The organism is Streptomyces sp. NPDC002845, from assembly GCF_053591955.1.
In genome coordinates this window covers 53,863-72,974 of the sequence record NZ_JBSFUU010000050.1, presented here as the reverse complement: position 1 = coordinate 72,974, position 19,112 = coordinate 53,863, and the positions used below count along the sequence as shown (strand labels likewise).

General features: G+C 67.3%; 20 protein-coding genes and 1 pseudogene. 9 read left to right on the top strand and 12 right to left on the bottom strand.

What is annotated here, in order from left to right:
- The 4 genes from ACWD3C_RS30965 to ACWD3C_RS30950 all read left to right on the top strand — a co-directional run.
- Positions 1–294, top strand: a 294-nt coding sequence (locus tag ACWD3C_RS30965; RefSeq protein WP_451149469.1) for an IS3 family transposase, incomplete at its 5' end; no start/stop codon positions are given.
- A gap of 7 nt (positions 295–301) precedes the next feature.
- Positions 302–772 carry a hypothetical protein gene (locus ACWD3C_RS30960; RefSeq protein WP_451149468.1) on the top strand — a complete coding sequence of 157 codons (471 nt, stop codon included), beginning with the start codon at positions 302–304 and terminating at the stop codon, positions 770–772.
- A gap of 376 nt (positions 773–1,148) precedes the next feature.
- On the top strand, positions 1,149–1,700 hold the full coding sequence (locus ACWD3C_RS30955; protein WP_451149467.1) for a hypothetical protein: 552 nt from the start codon (positions 1,149–1,151) through the stop codon (positions 1,698–1,700).
- A 75-nt stretch (positions 1,701–1,775) separates the two neighbouring features.
- Positions 1,776–2,084, top strand: a complete 309-nt coding sequence (locus ACWD3C_RS30950) for a hypothetical protein (RefSeq protein ID WP_451149466.1) — start codon at positions 1,776–1,778, stop codon at positions 2,082–2,084.
- A gap of 49 nt (positions 2,085–2,133) precedes the next feature.
- On the opposite strand, the gene ACWD3C_RS30945 is transcribed toward ACWD3C_RS30950, so the two are convergent.
- Genes ACWD3C_RS30945 through ACWD3C_RS30930 form a run of 4 tightly spaced genes read right to left on the bottom strand, consistent with a single transcriptional unit; the run spans position 2,134 to position 6,277 of the window.
- Positions 2,134–3,300, bottom strand: coding sequence for a tyrosine-type recombinase/integrase (locus ACWD3C_RS30945; RefSeq protein ID WP_451149476.1), 1,167 nt, complete (start codon positions 3,298–3,300; stop codon positions 2,134–2,136).
- Positions 3,182–4,438, bottom strand: a complete 1,257-nt coding sequence (locus ACWD3C_RS30940; RefSeq protein WP_451149465.1) for a hypothetical protein — start codon at positions 4,436–4,438, stop codon at positions 3,182–3,184. Before ACWD3C_RS30940 ends, ACWD3C_RS30945 begins: the two co-directional genes overlap by 119 nt.
- Positions 4,438–5,670 carry a tyrosine-type recombinase/integrase gene (locus ACWD3C_RS30935; protein ID WP_451149464.1) on the bottom strand — a complete coding sequence of 411 codons (1,233 nt, stop codon included), beginning with the start codon at positions 5,668–5,670 and terminating at the stop codon, positions 4,438–4,440. The genes ACWD3C_RS30940 and ACWD3C_RS30935 overlap by 1 nt, the downstream gene beginning before the upstream one ends.
- 46 nt (positions 5,671–5,716) lie before the next feature.
- On the bottom strand, positions 5,717–6,277 hold the full coding sequence (locus ACWD3C_RS30930) for a hypothetical protein (RefSeq protein ID WP_451149463.1): 561 nt from the start codon (positions 6,275–6,277) through the stop codon (positions 5,717–5,719).
- A 399-nt stretch (positions 6,278–6,676) separates the two neighbouring features.
- Between ACWD3C_RS30930 and istA the strand changes: the two are divergent.
- Positions 6,677–8,264: pseudogene (gene istA / locus ACWD3C_RS30925) on the top strand (IS21 family transposase).
- A complete protein-coding gene (istB, locus tag ACWD3C_RS30920; protein WP_451149462.1) occupies positions 8,264–9,040 on the top strand; it encodes an IS21-like element helper ATPase IstB in 777 nt (258 codons plus the stop codon). The pseudogene istA and the gene istB overlap by 1 nt, the downstream one beginning before the upstream one ends.
- A 12-nt stretch (positions 9,041–9,052) precedes the next feature.
- On the opposite strand, the gene ACWD3C_RS30915 is transcribed toward istB, so the two are convergent.
- The 4 genes from ACWD3C_RS30915 to ACWD3C_RS30900 all read right to left on the bottom strand — a co-directional run bounded on the left by ACWD3C_RS30915 (position 9,053) and on the right by ACWD3C_RS30900 (position 12,399).
- Positions 9,053–10,069 carry an AAA family ATPase gene (locus tag ACWD3C_RS30915; protein WP_451149461.1) on the bottom strand — a complete coding sequence of 339 codons (1,017 nt, stop codon included), beginning with the start codon at positions 10,067–10,069 and terminating at the stop codon, positions 9,053–9,055.
- Between the two features lie 408 nt (positions 10,070–10,477).
- Positions 10,478–11,368 carry an aKG-HExxH-type peptide beta-hydroxylase gene (locus ACWD3C_RS30910; protein WP_451149460.1) on the bottom strand — a complete coding sequence of 297 codons (891 nt, stop codon included), beginning with the start codon at positions 11,366–11,368 and terminating at the stop codon, positions 10,478–10,480.
- 57 nt (positions 11,369–11,425) lie between these two features.
- Complete coding sequence (locus ACWD3C_RS30905) at positions 11,426–11,587, bottom strand: hypothetical protein (protein WP_451149459.1); 162 nt, start codon at positions 11,585–11,587, stop codon at positions 11,426–11,428.
- A gap of 95 nt (positions 11,588–11,682) precedes the next feature.
- Positions 11,683–12,399, bottom strand: coding sequence for a 2OG-Fe(II) oxygenase (locus tag ACWD3C_RS30900; protein WP_451149458.1), 717 nt, complete (start codon positions 12,397–12,399; stop codon positions 11,683–11,685).
- Between the two features lie 158 nt (positions 12,400–12,557).
- On the opposite strand from ACWD3C_RS30900, the gene ACWD3C_RS30895 reads away from it, so the two are divergent.
- Positions 12,558–12,986 carry a PCC domain-containing protein gene (locus ACWD3C_RS30895; RefSeq protein WP_451149457.1) on the top strand — a complete coding sequence of 143 codons (429 nt, stop codon included), beginning with the start codon at positions 12,558–12,560 and terminating at the stop codon, positions 12,984–12,986.
- Here ACWD3C_RS30895 and ACWD3C_RS30890 read toward each other — a convergent pair.
- On the bottom strand, positions 12,973–13,596 hold the full coding sequence (locus ACWD3C_RS30890) for a nucleotidyltransferase domain-containing protein (protein WP_451149456.1): 624 nt from the start codon (positions 13,594–13,596) through the stop codon (positions 12,973–12,975). The genes ACWD3C_RS30895 and ACWD3C_RS30890 overlap by 14 nt on opposite strands.
- 333 nt (positions 13,597–13,929) lie before the next feature.
- On the opposite strand from ACWD3C_RS30890, the gene ACWD3C_RS30885 reads away from it, so the two are divergent.
- Positions 13,930–14,184 (top strand): hypothetical protein, encoded by a 255-nt coding sequence (locus ACWD3C_RS30885; protein ID WP_451149455.1) that lies wholly within the window; start codon positions 13,930–13,932, stop codon positions 14,182–14,184.
- Positions 14,185–14,623: 439 nt separating this feature from the next.
- Positions 14,624–16,027, top strand: coding sequence for a tyrosine--tRNA ligase (gene tyrS, locus ACWD3C_RS30880; protein WP_451149454.1), 1,404 nt, complete (start codon positions 14,624–14,626; stop codon positions 16,025–16,027).
- A gap of 276 nt (positions 16,028–16,303) precedes the next feature.
- Here tyrS and ACWD3C_RS30875 read toward each other — a convergent pair whose 3' ends face one another.
- From ACWD3C_RS30875 to ACWD3C_RS30865, 3 genes are all read right to left on the bottom strand, one after another.
- A complete protein-coding gene (locus ACWD3C_RS30875) occupies positions 16,304–16,513 on the bottom strand; it encodes a hypothetical protein (RefSeq protein ID WP_451149453.1) in 210 nt (69 codons plus the stop codon).
- 520 nt (positions 16,514–17,033) lie between these two features.
- Positions 17,034–17,867, bottom strand: a complete 834-nt coding sequence (locus ACWD3C_RS30870; RefSeq protein ID WP_451149452.1) for a PIG-L family deacetylase — start codon at positions 17,865–17,867, stop codon at positions 17,034–17,036.
- A gap of 522 nt (positions 17,868–18,389) precedes the next feature.
- Complete coding sequence (locus ACWD3C_RS30865) at positions 18,390–19,013, bottom strand: TetR/AcrR family transcriptional regulator C-terminal domain-containing protein (RefSeq protein WP_451149451.1); 624 nt, start codon at positions 19,011–19,013, stop codon at positions 18,390–18,392.
- Between the last annotated feature and the right edge of the window lie 99 nt (positions 19,014–19,112).

Genomic DNA, 19,112 nt, shown 5'->3' with positions numbered 1-19,112 from the left:
GAGAGATCTACCGGCACATCGCCCCCGCAAACACCGCGGCACACCCCACGGAACCAGCCCGAGACGCCACTTGACATCCATAGGGGCATCAACGCGCCCGCGGAGAGTTTCTGGGCCCTGCTCAAGGAAGAGATCGGCACCCGCATCTGGCCCGACCGGGCCACCGCCCGCGCCGAGGTCTTCACCTTCATCGAGACCTTCTACAACCGCCGCCGCCTGCGCAAGCACAAGACCTTCGGCTACCTCACCCCGGCCGAGACCAGACAGCGGCATCAACACGCCCTCGCGGCATAACCAACGAGTGTCCAAGATCACGGGGAAACTTCACCAGCTCACCCTGCCCCGCCCACTGACCGCCTGGGAACTCCGCCAGACCGACCCCGCTGTCGTCGCCGCGCTCGACGAACTCCTCGAAGAGCACACCGACGCCCAGAGCGCCGACATCCTCAACGAGCGCGGCCTGTCCAGCGGCATGGGCCAGCCATTCACCCGCGGCATGATCGTCCACCTGCGCAATGCCTACCAGCTACGCAGCCACCGCCAACGCCTGCTCGACGCGGGAATGTTGACCGTCTCCGAACTCGCCCGCCACCTCGGTGTCCACTTCCAGACCGTCAAGCACTGGCGCCGGGACGGCATCATCACCGGCATCCTGACCAACGACAAGGGTGAGTACGTCTACCCGCTGCCCGGCCCCGACCTGGTCCGGCCCGTCATCGGTCGACCACGACGCAGCGTCCGGGACCCCGAACACTCCGCAACGACCCGATGAGGTGCAGTGTGATGACAGATGTTTCTCGTGGGCCCCGTCGATGCCCGGGCGGCAGTAGAAGCTCTCGATGCCGAAGTGCGACCGGAACGCGATCCACCGGTCGGTCTCCACCCTCGCCCGGCTCAGCCCCAGCACCTGGGCGACGGCGGCCTTGAGGTTGTCATAGCGCACCCGACCCCGCGGGACGCCCAGCACCCGCAGCGCGTGCACGTGACCCTCGAAGAAGGCTTCCTGGCCGGCAGAGGCGAACACCCTTCTCTGCACTTCGGTATTCGCGATGTGCCTGAATCTCCGTTGGGCTGTGATCGCCATGAGCTTCGACGGGGTCCGAGGAAATCGAGCTGCGGCCCGCCATGTGAGAGGGCACCATGACTTGGTGCCTGACCTGCTGTGGGATGACGTCAAGAACTTCTTCGACCCCGATTTGATGGGCCCGCTGCCGGACGTGAGCGTCGCTGATACCTCCGTCGATGACTGGCAGGCGGTGCTCGACTTGGTGCGCTCGCGGGGGTGGGCGTGTGAATACTCCGAAGACGGTGCCCTCCTGCGGCTTCCACGGGCCGCGGTGATGTTGTCTCGGGGCGTCGAGGCCAACGTGATGTTGAGGATCTGGCCAGCACCAGGAGTTTTGGCAATCTTTCGCCCCTATTCAGCCGACTCGATCGACTTCGATGTTGATCTTCGGGAGCTCCAGGGCCAGACACAACTGAACGTGCTCTGCGGCTTCCTGCGGGCGATCGGACGGTGCTTGGGCAAACCTGTACTGCTCGGGCCGGAGACGGACTCCGGTCACCCGGTGCTCGGTTTTGACGTCGAAGCGGACCGTGTGGTGCTCCTGGCTGACCCGCACTTCACTGGATCGGTCCCCGTCGCGCTGAACCAGGCGTCGTCCCCAGGCCGGGGGCCGGCCGGGCCGGGAACTGCGTAGGCTGCAGCGGTGATCGTCCGATGCGTCAAAATCATCAGACCCGGGACCTCGACGGTAGTGAGCGAGCATCCAGGCGTGCGGATCGGCGAGGAATACCCGGTCCTCGAAGTGCTTGCCGCCCGGCCCCACGTCCTGTTCCGCCTTCCTGACCGCAGTGCGAGACGAGACGAGATCGACTCCCCTGGACTGTGGGACGCGGACATGTTCGAGATCGTGTCCGATCGGATGCCGACCTGTTGGGTCACCGCACTGAACGACGGCAGGCTGACTCTGGCGCCCCAGGAGTGGCAGCGCCCCTGTTTCTGGGATGACTTCTTCGATCACCTGCCGGACGCGGTCGCCGAATATGACCGGCTCAAGGCCCAGATCATCGCGGAGTCGTGACGACCTAACCGAGGGCAGCAACCCCGTCCTCACCTCGGCCGACCTGGGCTCACAGACGTTCGGCCTGCTGTTTCTTGTCGGCGATGTGCCGCAGACTCTCCTGCAGGCCGGCGACCTCACCGAGCCACTGCATCCGCTGGGCCTCTCCCAGGCGCTGGCGGGTGTTGGTCTCGATCTCCAGCAGCCGGGGCTCCTGCGCCAGGTCCAGCCGGAGCATAGGGCACCTGACACAGGCGTTTTCATGCTGGCAAGGGGTCCCATAGGGCCGGTCGCAAGTGCCGAGCGCGACCTTGCGCAGGCTGAAGTGGTCGCGGAAGTCCTGCCACTCGGTGTCGCTGGGTTCGCGGTACTCCTCGCTGGGACGGTGGGTTCGGCGCTGGTCGACGAACTGCCGGTAGTGGCGGATCACCTCCTCGGGATAGACCGCGACGTAAGCCTGAGTGGTGTTGAGATCGAGATGGCCAAGGAGCTTCGCGGCGATGTGGATCGGCAGGCCGCCATTCACTGTCTCTGTCGAGAAGATTCTGCGGAAGTCGTGCGGCGTGAACCTCAGCGGTGTCCCGTCGACGTCGGCGATACCGGCCCGCAGCGCATGCTCGGTCAGGAAATCGCGGATCCGGTTGGCGGAGATGACCTGCAGCCGGTGCTGGGAAGGATATTGGAACAGGTGCGGCAACGGTGGGCCGAAGACCCGCTCGTAGCCGTCGTACCGGGTCAGCAGCGGCACTCGCTCGCCGGTGCCCTTGATGCGGCGAATGATCCGGGCGAGGACCGCGACCAGGTCCAGGTCGGCGGGGATGACGCGCTCGCGGTCGGTCTTGGACGGGCTGATCTGAAGCAGCGGCACCGTCTCGCCGGTCGGCGCCTGGTACTGACGCAGACTCAGGTGGGTGAGCTCCAGCAGTTCCTCGATCCTGGCCCCGGTGCGTCGTAGAACCTCGATGCTCGCCCAGGTCCAGAACGCGTTGTTCTCCTCGCATTCGGCATCGAACCGCGGCCCCGGTTCACCGACGGGGGCGAGGAACAGCGCTGTGGGACGCCAGTGGCTGCCGTCCCTGCCGGTGCGTCGATACTGCGAGCCCTCGACGGTGAACTCCTCACCAGGCTTCGCGGAGCGGGCTGCCTGCAGCAGCAGCGTGGCACGTTGCAGCCGGGCCTCGGCAGCGCGGACGAGCTGCGGCAGGACGGGGACCAGGGTGCGGGTGCGCTGCTGCATTCGCGCCTGCCTGTGCCGGGTCTCCTTGGTGTAGCCGCGGATGTCGGCCTCGCTGATCGGGCAGGGTGCCGCCCAGGCCGCCCAGCGGGCAGGGTCCTCCATCGACCACTGCGAGAGGTCCAGGTAGAAGGAGCGGACGGCCAGGAACACGGCGTGGGCGGTGCGGCGCGGTCGCCCGTCGGGCAGGAACCCGGACGCGTTGCTTCCACGCCTGGGCGACCTCGTCAGGCAGGTTGAGCGAGGAGATCGTGGGGTGGTGGCGTTGCAGGTCGCCCCAGAACAGGTCGGCCAGCATCTGGGCGTGGTTGACCAGGGAGCCGTAGTCCAGGACGGCTGATCGCTCGGCGAGGTAGTGGACGAGCACGTCGCGGACCGCGCGGTTGGCGATGGGATGGCGGTCGATCAGCTCGGCGGGGGTGAGTTGGCCGCGGGCCTGGGCCTCGCGCAGGGTCGGTGGTGAGTCCTTGAGACCGCCGACGGCGTGAAGGATGTCGTAGGCGAGGGGCAGGGCCGTCACTGTGCGGCCGTTGTCCTGACGGGCCCCGGCGTAGTCGGTGAGGTCCTCCAGGTCGAAGGCCATGAGGTCCTTGCCGGTGACGATGCTCATGCGGGTGAGCACGTTCAGGGCTTCGGTCGCGTGCTCGTCGCAGCGCTGTCCGCCGGCGCGCTGTTTGAGTTCGGCGAACAGCGCCTGCTGGTTGTGCCGACGGTAGGCGTCGTAGACGCCCAGGAGGCGGCTGCCGAAGAGCCAGCCGTAGGAGGGCCGGATCGCCTGGAGGACGATCAAGGTGCCGAGACCGGCGGTGAACCGCGACCGGGTGCCTGCACTGAGCCCTCGCGGTCCCCAGCCGGAGCCCAGGTCGTCGGAACCGCTCAGCAGCCATCGGTCCTGCCAGGTGTCGGCGGGGAATCCCTCCAGCCAGTCGAAGATGCGGGTCAGTGAGAGTTGCTGGCGCCACAGGTTGCGGACGGTCGGCTCGCTCAGCAAGCTCTCGGCTAGGCGGGCCAGTTCATCGCGATGCGCCGTCTCCCGTCCGCTGCCACGGGTCGTGCTCCTCGGTTCAGGCAGCGCGGCGGTGAGGAGGGCGGGGTCGCGCGGGCTGACCGGCGTGCGGGCGACGCGCCCGTGCCGGGTCATCAGCGGTTCCCGAAAACGTCGGCGAGGTCGTCTGGTTTATATGTCCAGCCGGTCAGCGGCCGCGGCGGCGGCTTGGGACGCGTGTAGTGCTCGTGGACCTTGGCGATCACCTCGTCGATCCTGGGCCTCAGGTAAGTGCTGGTCGTGGTGATGCGCCGGTGGCGCATCACCTGCTGGGCGTCGACCAGGGTGATGGCCGGGTCTTCGATCAGGCGCAGACACAGGGTGTGCCGCAGGTCGTGCAGCGTGATGTTCGCCCCGATCCGGGCGTTGATCCGGTTGAGCACCGCCCGCAGGGCCGTGTAGGTCAGCGGGCGCGTCGGTCCGCGCAGGGTCCACCACACCGGCTCGTCGGGGGCGGGCCGGTGGCCGTCCTGGGCCAGCTCACCGAGGTAGAGGGCCAGCCAGGTGAAGGCTTCCGGGGAGGCCGGGCATGCTTCCTTCGCCCCGCCCAGGCCCTTGGTCTGCACGTAGATCCGGCCCTCACCCGGGTGGACATCGCCGATCGTCATGCCCAGCATCTCGGCGGCCCGTGCGCCGCTGGACAAGAACATGGAGAACAGCGCTCGGTCGCGGTGGCAGCCCAGCGAGGTGAACAGGTCCTCGACAACATCGTCGGGGACTGGGCGGGGCTCGCGGTCGACCTGCTTCTGCCGGTAGGCGCCCCGGCGGTGCAGCCGGGAAGGCTCCAGCGGGTTGTGATGCGCCTCCAGCCGGCGCCCGTCACGGGACTGCGGTGGTACCGGGGAGACCAGCGGACCCTGCCCGGTCTGCAGATGGTGGTCGTAGAACGCCGCCAGCACCGACACCGCATGGTTGATGGTCGCCGGGGCATAGCCCGACTTCAGGTACGGCTTGCCGGTGCGCGCGTTCAGCGACCCCGGCACGGGTGCGTCCGGGTGGCGCCTGTCCCGCGCCGGGTTGTGGCATGTGCGGAGCCAGAGGACGAAGTCGCGTACGTCCACGCGCTTCGCACGGCTCCATTCGACGTCCACTGCGGCGAGGAACCGGAACCAGCGAAGCAGGTCAAAGGCGTAGGAACGGCAGGAAGCCGGAGTGTTGCCGCAGGCCAGGAGCTCCCGCAGGAACTCGCTTGCCGGTGTGATCGCCCGCCCGCCACCGTCGAGCACTACCCAGGGCAACGTGGCGGCAGTGGTCGCCTCCACGCTGCCGACCCGCGCCACCACCAGGCCGGACACCTCGCGTTCGGCTATCACCACACCGTGATCCATTACATCTCCGTCTCATCGGGAACATCCGAACGGAGACTCCTCGTCCTCACCACCCCAACACGTAGGACACGCCGATAGTGCGGTCAACGGGTCGGTGGACCGCCTTGCCCGAATACGACAGGCGGAAGGAGAACAAGTAGCAGGTCACCAGCTCGCCGGCGAGCCGCACGGCCACGTCGCCGAAGTCGACCTCCGCCTCCATCCCCGGCGGGTGGGTCTGCGGGACAAACGCCTCAATGAGCGCCTTGCCCGCCTCCACAGCGATCTGCGGCTTCCGGTCAGCGACATAGCGCCTGACCATCGGATACGACACGTTCGCGCCGTGCTCGTCGACCAGCCGGTGGAAGATCCGCGTGACCGTGTGCCGCTGCTTGCGCGGCGCGTCCAGGTCAGCCCGCAAGATCTCGTCGATCATCGCCTTGTAGGGATCGAGCGCCGACGGCCGCGGCGGCAGCGGCTTGCGCGGCTCCGGCCACGCGGAGTTCAGGGCCTTGCGGACCGTCCGCCAGGCGACGTTGTACTTGCGCTCCAGCTCCCGCATCGTCATGCCGGCCCGGTGGTCCCGCCGGATCGCCGCGTACAGCTCGACCTTCGACATCTGCGGCATGACCAGGACCTTTCACCGGGAACACCCCCGATGCTGTCCTGGCAAGTACCCCAGCGCTGACAAAACTCGTGAACATCACCCGACCGTGGATCTGGGCGCCTCCCAAACCCATGTACAACTGCTGACGCAACTCGTGAACAAAGCCAGGCGCACCTGGTCCGTGAGCGATATCGCGGAGCCGAGCCGGTTGTCGACAACCAAGTGCGTGTGAGCGATCACGAAATTCCCCAGGTAGGGCGGGTTCCGCGTCACGTAATTCCCACCCCCGCGGTCACGTAATTCCCCATGGGAATGACGGACGTGGCAGGTAGTAGGTCCTGGCCATCGCGATGACGGACGCTTCCTCGATCAGTGGTTCAAGGTCGAAGGAAGCGCACGATGGCAAGGAGAACGTTCAACGTGGTCGATGTGACCGAGATCTACGTCCACTGGTACGCGGGCCGCTCCAAGAGTGAGCTGGCCGCGTCGCTGGGGCTGGACCGCAAGACGATCAGGAAGTACCTGGCCCCGGCGGAGGCCGCCGGGATGACCCCGGGCGGCCCGGCGATGGCCGAGAAGGACTGGGCCGAGCTGATCAAGGGCTGGTTTCCCGAACTCGCCGACAGGCGACTGCGGCAGGTGACCTGGCCCGAGATCGACAAGCACCGATTACATCAAGAGCCTGCTGGGGACGGTGACCGTCTCGACGATCCACCAACGGCTGTGCGACGAACACGACTTGAGTGTGTCGGTGTCCTCACTGCGGCGGTGGATATCGGCGACACTGCCCGAGGACACGAAGCGGTCGCAGGTCACCGTCCTGCGCGACGAGGCCGAGTCGGGCCTGGAGGCTCAGATCGACTACGGTTTCCTCGGCCAGTGGATCAATCCGCGCTCGGGAAAGCGGCACCGGATCTGGGCGTTCGTGATGATCCTGGCCTGCTCGCGGCACATGTTCGTCCGCCCGGTCATCCACCTCGACCAGCACTCCTGGACCGAGTCGCACGTCGAAGCCTTCAAGTTCTTCGGCGGCGTCACCCAGCGGCTCGTGCCCGACAACCTGAAGACCGGGGTGGACAAGCCCGACCTCTACGACCCTAAAATCAACAAGGCGTATGCCGAACTCGCCACGCATTACGGCACGTTGGTAGATCCAGCTCGCGCTCTGAAACCAAAAGACAAGCCCCGCGTTGAGCGTCCTATGCCCTATATACGTGATTCGTGGTGGCGTGGGCGGGAGTTCGTCTCTCTCGAGCACATGCAGGCCGACGCAGTCCGCTGATCGAGCGAAGTCGCGGGCCGCCGGCAGTGCCGGCCGCCGGGCGGGGCATCGCCTCTGTCGGTGTTCGAGGCCGTCGAGCAAGAGACGCTGCTGCCGTTGCCGAAGACGCCGTTCGTGCTGGCCCGCTGGAGTACGGCGACGGTCGGCCCGGACATCCACATCAAGGCCGGCCGCACCCTCTACTCGGTGCCGTGGAAACTGATCGGCCAGCGCGTCGACGTCCGTTCCACCGCCGGCTTCGTGCAGGTCTTCCACGAGGGCGAACTGGTCAAGACCCACGCGGCACTTGAGCAGGGCAAACGCACCCACCACGGCGACTACCCGCCCGAGAAGATCACGTTCCATATGCGGACCCCGGCCTGGTGCCGCACCCAGTCCGTCCAGGTCGGCGCCGCCTGCAAGGAGGTGATCGACGGCCTGCTGGAAGTCAACGCGCTCTACCGGCTCCGCGCCGCCCAGGGCGTGCTCGGACTGCGCAAGAAGTACGGCGACGCCCGGCTGGAGGCCGCCTGCGCCAAGGCCACCACGGTCGGCGACCCGTCCTACCGCACCATCAAGGGCATCCTCCTCGCCGGCACCGAGACCGAACCCGCCCCCGAGACCAGCGGCGACGGCGGCGCCGCGGCCTTCCTGCACGGCCCGACGCGGCTCTTTTCGACCGTCGCGACCCCCGACATGGCGAACGACCACCGTGATGACCACCGTCACGAAGAAGGAGTTGCGTGATGACCATCATGGACACTGCCCTGCGGGACGCACTGCGCGTGCTGAAGCTCTCGGGCATGCTGGAAACCCTCGACGCCCGCCTGGCCCAGGCCCACGGCGGCGAGCTCGGCCACCTCGAATTCCTGCAGACGCTCTGCCAGGACGAGATCACCCGCCGCGACACCGTCGCTTTCCAACGCCGCCTGCACCGGGCGAAGTTCGAGCAGCAGGTCACCCTGGAGGAGTTCGACTTCACGGCCTCGCCGAAGCTGCCCGCCGCCCAGATCCGCGACCTCGCCGCCCTGCGCTGGCTGCACACCGGAGAGTCCGTCATTTTGTTCGGGCCGGTCGGCGTCGGAAAGACACACGTCGCCCAGGCACTCGGACACTTGGCCATCCGGCAGGGCGCCAACGTCCGCTTCGCGAAGACCAGCCGAGTCCTGGCGGACCTGGCCGGCGGCCACGCGGACCGCACCTGGGACCGCCGACTGCGCGAGTTGGTACGTCCCGATGTGCTCATCCTCGACGACTTCGCGATGCGCCAGCTCACCGCGGCCCAGGCCGACGACCTCTACGAACTGGTCTCCGAGCGCCAAGGCCGGTCGCTGATCCTGACCAGCAACCGGGCGCCGAGTGACTGGTATCCGCTCTTCCCCAACCCCGTGGTCGCCGAGTCGCTCCTGGACCGGCTCATCAACACCAGCCACCAAGTGATCATGAACGGGCCCAGCTACCGGCCCAACAAGCGGCCCCGAGGAGGCAGCACCGACAAGACAAGCAAGCCCTCGATCAAGTAGACATGGACGAGGTCAGGAACCTGGGGAATTACGTGACGCCGGGCCCGGGGAATTACGTGATCGTTCACAGTGCGGTACGACGGGCCGCAGTTCGAGATCGATCCCGCTGGCGTACGTGTCCCAGTTCTGGAGTTTCCAGCTGTCCCGGCCGGCGGACCGGAAGCTGATGTACTCGTGCATCGTGTCGAGGTCGCACTGAATCCAGACGACAGCGACGGTAACGCCACGCGCTTCACAGCGGTTGATCAGGCGCCGCATCCATCGAGGATCGGTGGTCTCGGAGATGAAGGGCGCGGAGAGTACGGTGCTGATCGCGCAGTCGATGTTCGCGTACGCGGTCTCCAGCAGGCACTGGTACTCCAGCGGGCGGACCTTCTCCCGGTAGAGGTCGGTGTGCCGGTCGTTGGGCTCGCTGCCCATCTCTACGAGGAGGCGCTCAACGAGGGGGCGTGTGATCGGATCCTTGTCGAGGACGGGCCAGCCGGTGAGCTGGGATATGAAGCGGGCGAACTCCGACTTCCCGCTGCCCGCGTAGCCGCCGACCGTCATCAGCGTCGGCCGGTTCGGATCACCGCCGGTGTGACGCCGCTTCCAGGCATCGAGGATCCGCTGTTGGACGCCCAAGCCGTCGGCGTCCTCCGCGCTCGGTGCCAGCTGGTGCAACGCCCGCTCCACGGCCAGGACGTGGGCGCCGTTCTGCGGTTCGCTCGACGCGGTGAACTTGAGCTTCGTGGCCTCGTCGGGCAGAGCGTTACGGAAGCCGAGCTCAGGCTCGGTCGAGCGGTACAGCAGGCAGTACGCGCGACGGTAGTGCGGTCCGGGATAGACCTCACCCTGTTCGTGCTGGCACAGCGTCTGAAAGTTGGCGGCCGGCACTGTGAGCCCCGCAGCTCGGGCCACCTCGCGCAGTTGCTCGCCCGCGCCTTCGAGCGTCAGGCCGTGGGCTTCGCGTTGCTGTCTCAACTTGTCCGGGCGCCACCCCGGGCGGCTCTTACCCACCGCGCCTACCGCCTGCCCACCCCTGGTCATGATCTGGAGCCTAGGTCAGCCTCTCGTGAGCGCGTGTGAAAGCGGATGCTGTGAAGTCGGGTCGCCCGGCCATAGGTGATGGTGAGCAGTGACAACAGCTCGTGGTCGCCGAGCACTTCACTCCAGCAGAGTTTCGCGGCTCCCGCTCCACGCCCGATCGCGGCGATGTTCGATCTCTTCGACACACTCGGCGCGGCCACAGCCCCGAGTGCGGTCGCCCAGGGCTGACGCTGTCCGGTTTGCCGAAATCCTGTCCCGGCAGCGCACGTGGCGTGACCTTCCGCTGTCAACCGATTGTCACGCCAGCGACCTTCGCACCGCGTCGACCAGCGGCGTCGCAGGCACATCGGCAGGGCCGCCGATGATGTAGTTCATCACGTAGCCGAAGGCGATGCCGTGCTCCAGGATCTACGCCACTCCGACGACTTCGTCGACCGCGTGGCTGATGCGCTCACGAATCCCACTGGCAGGGACGTATGAGAGAGCCTTCGTCAAGTAATCGACGGCAGCAGCGAACCGTTCCTGTTGCTGGCACAGGTGGGCGTCCAGGAAGGGGGCGACAGCTCCCGTGACACTGGGGCGGACCTGCCGTACGTACAGCACGGTGAGCGAGAACGCCCAGCAGGCGTGGAGGAAGCCGTAGACGGGGCGAGGGCTCCCCCGCCAGGGGGAGAAGAAGGTGACGTCGCCGGGGAGGCAGACGGCGTGTGCGGTCAGGGCGTCGTTGAGCCAGTTGTGGGCGGCTTCGTGGATCAGGTCGCGGGCCAGGACCTCGGGGTGGGCGGTGTAGTCGGTGAAGACGGTGCCAGGGAGGCGCGTCAGGGACCAGCTGTGGAGGGTTTCGTCCAGTCGGCGGCGGCTGAGCAGGCAGACGATGGGTGCGTGCTGGGCGAGGAGCGTGCCGAAGCCGTGTTCGGTGGCGGAGGTGACGGCGTCCCGCACGAGTGCCTGGGCTTCGGGCGTGGCAGAGCTCGTGTCGGGGCGGAGAAGGTAGTACGCCGTCTCCGAGATGTCCGAGCGGAACAGGTCCCCGGGGCGCGGGCTGAGCAGGATGTGCGGGCCGACGGACAGGTGGTTCAGGTCTGGCGTCGTCGTCTTCCGGTACCAGGCCAGGAGGTCCGCGTCTCGGGCACGAGCGGCGTGTTCGGCGCCTTCGAGCAGGTGGTGGGCCGTGGCGTAGCCAAGAGCCGACGGGCCGAGGTTGTTGCCGAGTACGGAGGCGATGCGGTCGGTCTTGATCTCTTGGTGGGCTGCGATGCCGTCGAGGGCGACCAGGACTTCCGGGGGAAGGGTGCTCATCTGGGTTCCAGGGGGTCGACCGGGGCCAGACCCGGCTGGTCCGGCCCCGGCAGCGGATCAGGACGTGGTGGTGGGCTCGGTGGCGTCGGGGTTCGCTGTGGTGGCGAGCCAGGTCTCCGTGGCCGCGTTGGATGTGTGCGCGGTGGTGCGTACGGTGTCGCTGTCGCGTAGCGACGCGACCGCCTCCAGGAACTCGTCGAATGTCTTGTCGTCTGCCACTGCTCGCGCTCCTTCTGGTTAAGGCCGTGGGCTGGGATGACGTGGGTGCTGCAGTGGGAGGCGGGCCGCGGGGTCCGTGCACGGGGGAGCACCGCCTACTCGGAGTGGAAGAACGTGAGGAACTTGCGGACTCGGCCGGTGAGGACGGGCTCGGTGCCGTGGACGAGCTGGCTGCCGAAGACCACGAGCGTGCCGGGAGCGGGCGCGACACTCCATCGGGTGCGCGGCATGGTGCGAAACCACGGGGAGGACGTGTCCGTGCCGTCGTGTATGAAGCGCATCCCGGGGGCGTAACCGGACTCGGCTGGCGCCTCGTTGGCGGTCCAGACGGCGGCGCTGCCCATCGTCTCGACATAGAACGCGCCGCCGCTGTGGGCGTCTGCGAGTGTGACCGTGGCGGCGGCGATCTGACGGGGCCGGGCGAGGGGATCGGGGGCGATGCCGTCAGCGTGCGGGGTGATGTACTGGCCTGGGCCGTACTCGAGGTAGATCCACGGTCGGTGACGGGAGACCGAGGGCAGGGTGTGCGTGATGGCGACCATGTGGTGCTTCAGGGCCTGGTCGAGAATGACCGCTGCCTCGTACGGGATCTCGGTCATCTCGATCCGGCCGGCCGGTTCGTAGACCTCCTGCGCCTGGGCAAGGGAGTGGCCGGGGATCTCGTGGATGCTTGTACGACGGGCCGTGCCGTACTTGTCGCGTCCGGGAGAAACGAGTGCCTCATCCATGAGGTGGCCGAGGTACTCGATCTCGCTCGGCGCGAGGAAGCCCTCCACGGTACGGATGGAGAGCGTCTCGGCTATGTGGATCACTGACTGCCTCCTTCGGTGGGACGGGCGGGGGTCGTGCAGGCACAGGCTGTGGACGCCGGGGCAGAGAGTGTTTCGGACAAGGCTTTCGCGAGTACGCGGCCGGACTGCTGGATGTCCCGGAAGTACTCGGCGGACGCGACTCCGGCGGCGGGCACAAGATGGATGTCGAGCGTCGGATACCGGCGGCCGGTGGTGCGGCAGGTGAGCTCGCTGCGGCCGAGGAGCACGGTGTACGGCAGGGCTACATCCCCTCGTTCATCGGAGCCTTCGCGGAGGCCGAGATCGTTGGTGCCTGCGAAAAGCTCGCGGACCCGGACGAGCCGGTGTGGGCGAAGACGTACGTCACCAACGTCGAGGCGTTCGGCGCGGGCACCCTGGCGCACGACCCGGCCACCGGCGACATACTTCCCCACATCCACGTCTCCGCCGGCCTGAAGGCCCAGTCGGCCGACGGCCGTACCAGCCACCTCCTCAGCGCCAAGGTCCAGTTCCTCAGCGAGCTGCTGGTCGTGGAGGTCACGTCGCCCACGATGACTCGGCCCCGGAACCCCGACCTCTACGACGTCCCGCTTCTCACGTTCGGCTGACCGGCAGGAGCCGCCGTCGCCAGGGGTGGTCCGGCGCGATCACCTTGATCGCGTCCGCCAGCCAGATGCGTTGTGACACATCCAGCAGCGGCAGCACCGCTTCGAAGTCGGTTTCGTCCTTGTCCCGGGTGGCCTTCGCCTTGTAGAAGAGCTGCACCTCCGGCGCCAGGTAGGGAATGCCGTTCGCGCTCGTCCTGCCGACCCGCTCGATGGGAAGCCGGATCTGCGGGGAGCGCCGCGAGATCCACTGCGTGCCTTCGGACTCATCCAGCATGAGCTGCACCGACCAGGGCGCCTCCGGCGTACGTCGGCACCAGATGTCGTGGAGTGGTGGCTGAAGAGCCTCCCTAGAACGCCACGGCCGCAGCTTTCCCTGGCCAGGCGGGTCCGCCACGTACAGGTCCCAGTCGGCCAGGAGATCACGGACGAGGGCGTGGTCGCGGCGAAGGACCAGGATGTCGAGATCGGCGTGCGGGCGCAGCTCATGACCGACCGCGAGTTCGATCGCGTACCCGCCGGCGATCCACCACGGGAAGTCCGCCTTGCCGAACACCACGGCCACATCTTCGGGACGATCCGGTACCCAGAGCCCCAATTCGTCAGCACTCACCCGTCCATACTCTCAGTGACCAGGCTCTGGAACGGGGATGCCCGGGGTGGGCCGACAGCGCCCGTAAGCCTTGCCGCTCACGCATCGCGCGCTCATAAACACCCATGAGCACCAACGGAACCGGCGGCCATCGTTGAGGGGCGTGACTCGCGGCCGGCCCTGTGGCCGACGGACCGAGCCACGATTCTCCCGGGTTCGAGTGCACTTGAAGTCAGGGTGCGGCGTCGGGCCTTCGCGCCGCCCTTCGGCGGGCACTGCCGACGCTACTGTGACCTGCCTCGGAGTCCTGGGAGAAGGCCACAGACATGTCATCCACAGGAGGTCCGCAGCCCGATGATCAGCGAACCATCCGCCGCTCTCGGCCGCGTGTACCGCTGGACCGACCACACCATCAACCCGACCGGCGAGGCGCGGGCTGTCCTGCGACGCGTCCTGAGGGATGTGGGCCTGTACGGCGACATCATCAGCGATGACGTCCTGGCCGGTCTCGGAGCTCGTGGCGAACGCACACGAGCACGCGTGCGGTCCGTACGAGATGCACCTTCGCTCGGCCATGGGGCAGTACATCTGCGAGATCCACGACGGTGATCCCGCCCTCCCCGCGAACCTCTACGCCGCGGCTGTACTCCCCTGGACAACCGCCAGCTCAGAAGGCTGTCCAGGAGGTCTGGACTCGAGGAGTGGGTTGCTCGCCGAACGGGGGCGGGGGCTCTGCATCGTGCACGAACTGACCAAGGGGCAATGGGGGTTCCGCTTCACAGAGCACGGAACCAAGGCCGCTTGGAGCCTCTTGGCCACAGCCATCGCCGCTCCGCACCGCGCAACGAGGGACAGTAGTGCTCATGATGCACGGCCCTTGGAGAACGTAGAACGTGGCGGGCCAGCACAGGGCATGGTCAAGGTCCCTGGCGGAGTGGCTCATGCGTGATTATTCCGTCGCTGCGTCGAAGGTGACGCTGACAAGATGGCGGCTTCCAATCCCGTGTACTGGTCAGGCAGTTGTCCGACGCAGGATCGTATAGGCGCTATGAGTCGTTTGAGCGAGTCTGTCACCCGTGTCATGCACATCCTCGGCGGGGCGGACCTGGACGCGGACTATACGGTCGCGCAGCTGCTCGACGAGACAACAGCCAGGCGCTCCCTGGGCCTCTCCGACCTCTCCCCGCAGGAGCAGGCGGCCCTGGTCGAGGGGCGCGCGAATCACCTGATCCCCTCGGCCGCGGTGCTCGCCGAGAAGATCGAAGCCGCACGGGACGCGGGGCGTCCGTTCGTCGTCAAGTACGGCATCGACCCGACCTCGCCCGATGTCCACCTCGGCCATGTGGTGCCGATCATCATCGCCAGCCGGTTCCAGCGGATGGGCCATCACGTCGTCTTCATCATCGGTGATGTCACGGCCAAGATCGGTGACCCGTCGGGAAGGTCCTCGGAGCGGCCGACCCTCACTGACGAGGACATCGCCCGCAACCTGAGCGGCTACCAGCAGCAGGTCACGCCGTTCATCAACTTCGAGCGTGCCGACCTGCGCTTCAACGGCGAGTGGCTGAACAAGGTCACCCTGCCTGAGCTCGTCGGAGTCCTCGCCCGGGTGCCGGTCTCCATGTCGCTCCAGCGCGAGGACTTCCGCACCCGGCTCGCGGAGGGGCAGGGGCTGTCCGTCGCCGAGTTCGTCTACTCCGTGGTCATGGCGTGGGACTCGGTGGCCATCGACACCGACGTTGAACTCGGCGGTGTGGACCAGCTGCTGAACCTCCAGATGTGCCGCAAGGTCATGGAGATCTCGGAGCAGACACCCGAGGTCGTCATCACCACCCCGCTCATCGAGGGCACCGACGGCACCGGCACCAAGATGAGCAAGAGCAAGGGCAACTACGTGGGCCTGACGGCATCGCCTGATGACGTCTACGGCCGGCTGATGTCCATCCCCGACCACCTCACCGAGCCGTACCTCCAGCTGCTCACCGAATGGACGGACGACGAGATCCGCGTAGTCATCAAGCGTCTGGAGGAGGGAACCGCGCACCCGATGGCCATCAAGCGCATCCTGGCCGGCGAGGTGGTGGCCGCCCTCCACGGCTTGGACGCTGCGGCTGCCGCTCGCGCGGAGTTCACGGCGCGCTTCTCCAAGCGCTCTTTCGGGGACACCCAGAACCTCCCCGTCATCTCCCTGAAGGACCACGGCGAGGACACGCTCGGGGCGCTGATCAGCCGCACGCTGGACTTCGCCCCCAGCATTTCCGCCGTGCGCCGTGTGGCTCAGCAGAAGGGCCTCCGTCTGATCCGCGAATCGAACGGAGGCCAGCAGCCGACGCCGCTCACGGAGGCTTCTGTTCAGCAGACGCTCGGCGAAGTCGTCGGCGAGATCGGCGCGCTCGAAGGTGCCGAGCTGCACCTCAAGGTGGGCCGTAAGGTCGCCCGCATCGACGTTTGAGATTGGGCGCGGCGCCGGCTCACCTGCGTGAGTCGGCGCCGTTCTGCTTGCGCGCGATTAGCCACGCACGGACCTGTCCAGCGCCGTGGCCGTACCAGATGTTCGGATGCAGGACGGCAGTCGTGCGGTACTCATCGGCCGGCAGTTCCGCCGCCAGACGTGACAGCAGCCAGGGCAGCAGATCATCCGTACCCGGCTCGCCGGCTCCTGCCGCCCTGGCGCCTCCGAAGAGGGAACGAGGTTTGTTGTGCGAGCAAGGGCCGCAGAGTCGGTCAGTCAGCCCAATTCGACAACATAGACGTCGTAATTGGCCTGGAGCTCGGCTCGGTGGTTGCCGTCGAGGGCAGTGAGCATCTCGTTGTCGTTGCCGGCCTGTTCGTCGGCCCATGTGCGCGCGGCGGGCGGGAGCTGGTCCCAGTCGATCGGCCGGCCGGGTTGCATGCTCCCCAGCGGTGCGGCGATGAGCGTGACGGTGCGCTGGCCCACGGGAACTCCTTCAGGTACGGACGCCAATCATGGCGATCTCAGCGGTGCGGGCAGAGCGACGAGTATCAGCCGATGCAGGCGAATCGGCGGCCCGGTGCCCGAACAATCAGTGGTCAAACGACTCGATCGGATGACTGGGTCTTGCGGTTGGTGTCGGAGACCGCCCTCGTGTCCTGCTGCTTCTTCCGTTGCCTCACCGCGTGTCGGACATCGGAGCCTCAGCTTCGTGTCGCTTCCTCGGCGGTCTGCCTTGATCGGAGCAGACCGCCGGGCTTGTGACCTGGGCTGTCGCGCACCTTCCGAGTCAGCAGCCCGAAGGTCTCCCACTTGTGCGGTTGCCAGGTGGTTTGGGGACGAGCGCGGTGTCGGGTCGGCAGTGCGGGCACGCGTCGACGCCGCCGGCGAGGGCCTGGAGGCGGGCTGCCGGAGCGGAACTCGCGTGGACAAGCCTCCGGGTGTGTGACCCGCTCGATCGCGCCGTGCGGTCGATGAGCTTTTCCCGGCCGGTCGGGCGGGCGGATCAGCGCAGTCCGGCGAAGAGATCGTTCTCGGGTACGGCCGCGCCGGTGGCGTCCTGGACACGTACGAAGGTCTCCATGCCCATCAACTCGCCGAACCTCTCCTTGCCCATCTTGAGGAAGAAGATGTTCTCGCCCTGACTGGCGTGCGCGGCCAGCGCGTCGAACTTCTGACCGCTGAACGCGGTGGTGTCCACCCACGTGGTGATCTCATCGTCGGGGAGGCCGATCTCGGCCATCGCGGCGGCCTCGGCAGGATCCGGCTCCGGCATGTCCTCATGAAACTCGCGCATGATCTCGCCGAACCGCTGCATCATCGAGCGGGGCATCGTGGTCCAGTACACCTTCGGTGCCAGCGCGGTCATCTCCAGCGCCGCCATCGTGATGCGGTGGGCCTGGATGTGGTCGGGGTGGCCGTAGAAGCCGTTCTCGTCGTAGGTGACGACCACATCAGGTCGGTAGTGCCGCATGAGTTCCGCGAGTCGGGCCGCGCCTTCCTGCACGGGGGTCTGCCAGAAGGATCCGGGGGCGTCATTGCTCGGCCAGCCCGTCATCCCGGAGTCGGCATAGTCCAGCATCTCCAGATCGCTGACCTTCAGGACGTCACAGCTCGCCTCAAGTTCTTGACGGCGCATCAAGGCGACCGCCGCCGGATCGTGCCCGGGATCGCCCGGCTTGACACCCCCCGGTCCGTCACCGCAACCGCCGTCGGTACACGTCACGAGAACCGTGCGGATGCCTTCCGCCGCGTACCGCGCGAGGACGCCTCCGGTTCCGGTGGCCTCGTCGTCGGGGTGGGCGTGTACTGCCATGAGCGTCAAGGGCCGGTCAGTCATGAAACAGTCCTCCTGCAGAAATACGTCTTGGTCCGAGTGCGCGGCGGGCGTACCGCGATCCTGGGGCCCGGATCCGGGTGGGGCGGACGACCTTGTGGTCTCCGTGTTCCCCGCCCGTGCGGCGCCGGTCCCCCGGTCGATGCAACCGTGCCGGCCGGACCGGCTGTTCCCGGCCCGGCCGCTTGGCATTCCAGGCGTCGGCGTCTCAACGCGAACAAGGTACAGGCGCGACCTGCATGTCTCAGCGCCACGTCGGATCCGACTTCCATCCGGCACCAGCCGTGAGATTCCGACACGAAATTTGAGGCCCTACAACGTGTAGGTTCCGCGGCCTGACGCGCAGTGGTTCCTGCGGAAACTCCGTAATCCGCGCTCGATGCGCACCCGCTGTGTCGGCTGGGCGTGAGCAAACGCGGCCGTCTGAGGCCGGGCTTGGTCACGTTCAGCAGGGCGGGCTGCCCGGTTCCATTCCGACTGCTGGAGACGCCGGGACGTCTTTTGGGTCGGTCCGCAGACGGTCGGTCATTGACCGGCTGCGGCCTCTGCCCTGATGCCGGCCAGCAGCAGCCGCAGCCCGAATTGGAACTGTTCGGCTGACCCGACGACAAACAGTTCCTCGCCCGGAGCGGCGGCTCCGGACAGCCCGTTCACCATGTCGCGTACATGCTCCCAGCGCCGGTCCCGCGCCCCCGCCTGGACCGCCATGGCCAGCGACGAGGCCAGGTAGGCCATGAGTGTCTGGAAGCTTCGTACCGCCGTGGCCGGCGGCAGCCCGGCCGCCCCGAGCGCCCCCAGCACACCCGCAGCGATCCGCCGCCCGTTCTCTCCCATGGGCGGACGCGCGGCCAGATGCGCTGTAATCCCCGGATGCCTCAGCGCGGCCTCGCGGATGGCGTCCGCGGCCACTGAGATGCGCTCATCCCACGGCATCCGGAGGTCGGCGTCCCTCACCTCGGCGACGGCGAGGTCGGCAACGGCGTCGAGCAGGGCCTCACGGTTTGCGAAGTGCCGGTAGAGCGCCATGGGGTCGCATCCCAGCTCCGCTGCGATCCGGCGCATCGTCATCGCCTCCGCACCGCCGCGATCCCCCACCTCCAGGGCTTTGCGGACGATCAGTTCAGGGGTGAGGAAGCGAGTTCTGGCCATGCCTCCATTCTCGCACCTTGTCTACATCGTAGACATCCTGCCTTCGCCATGTCTACGATGTAGACAACACAACGGTCACTGTGTGGCGGTGAGCGCCGC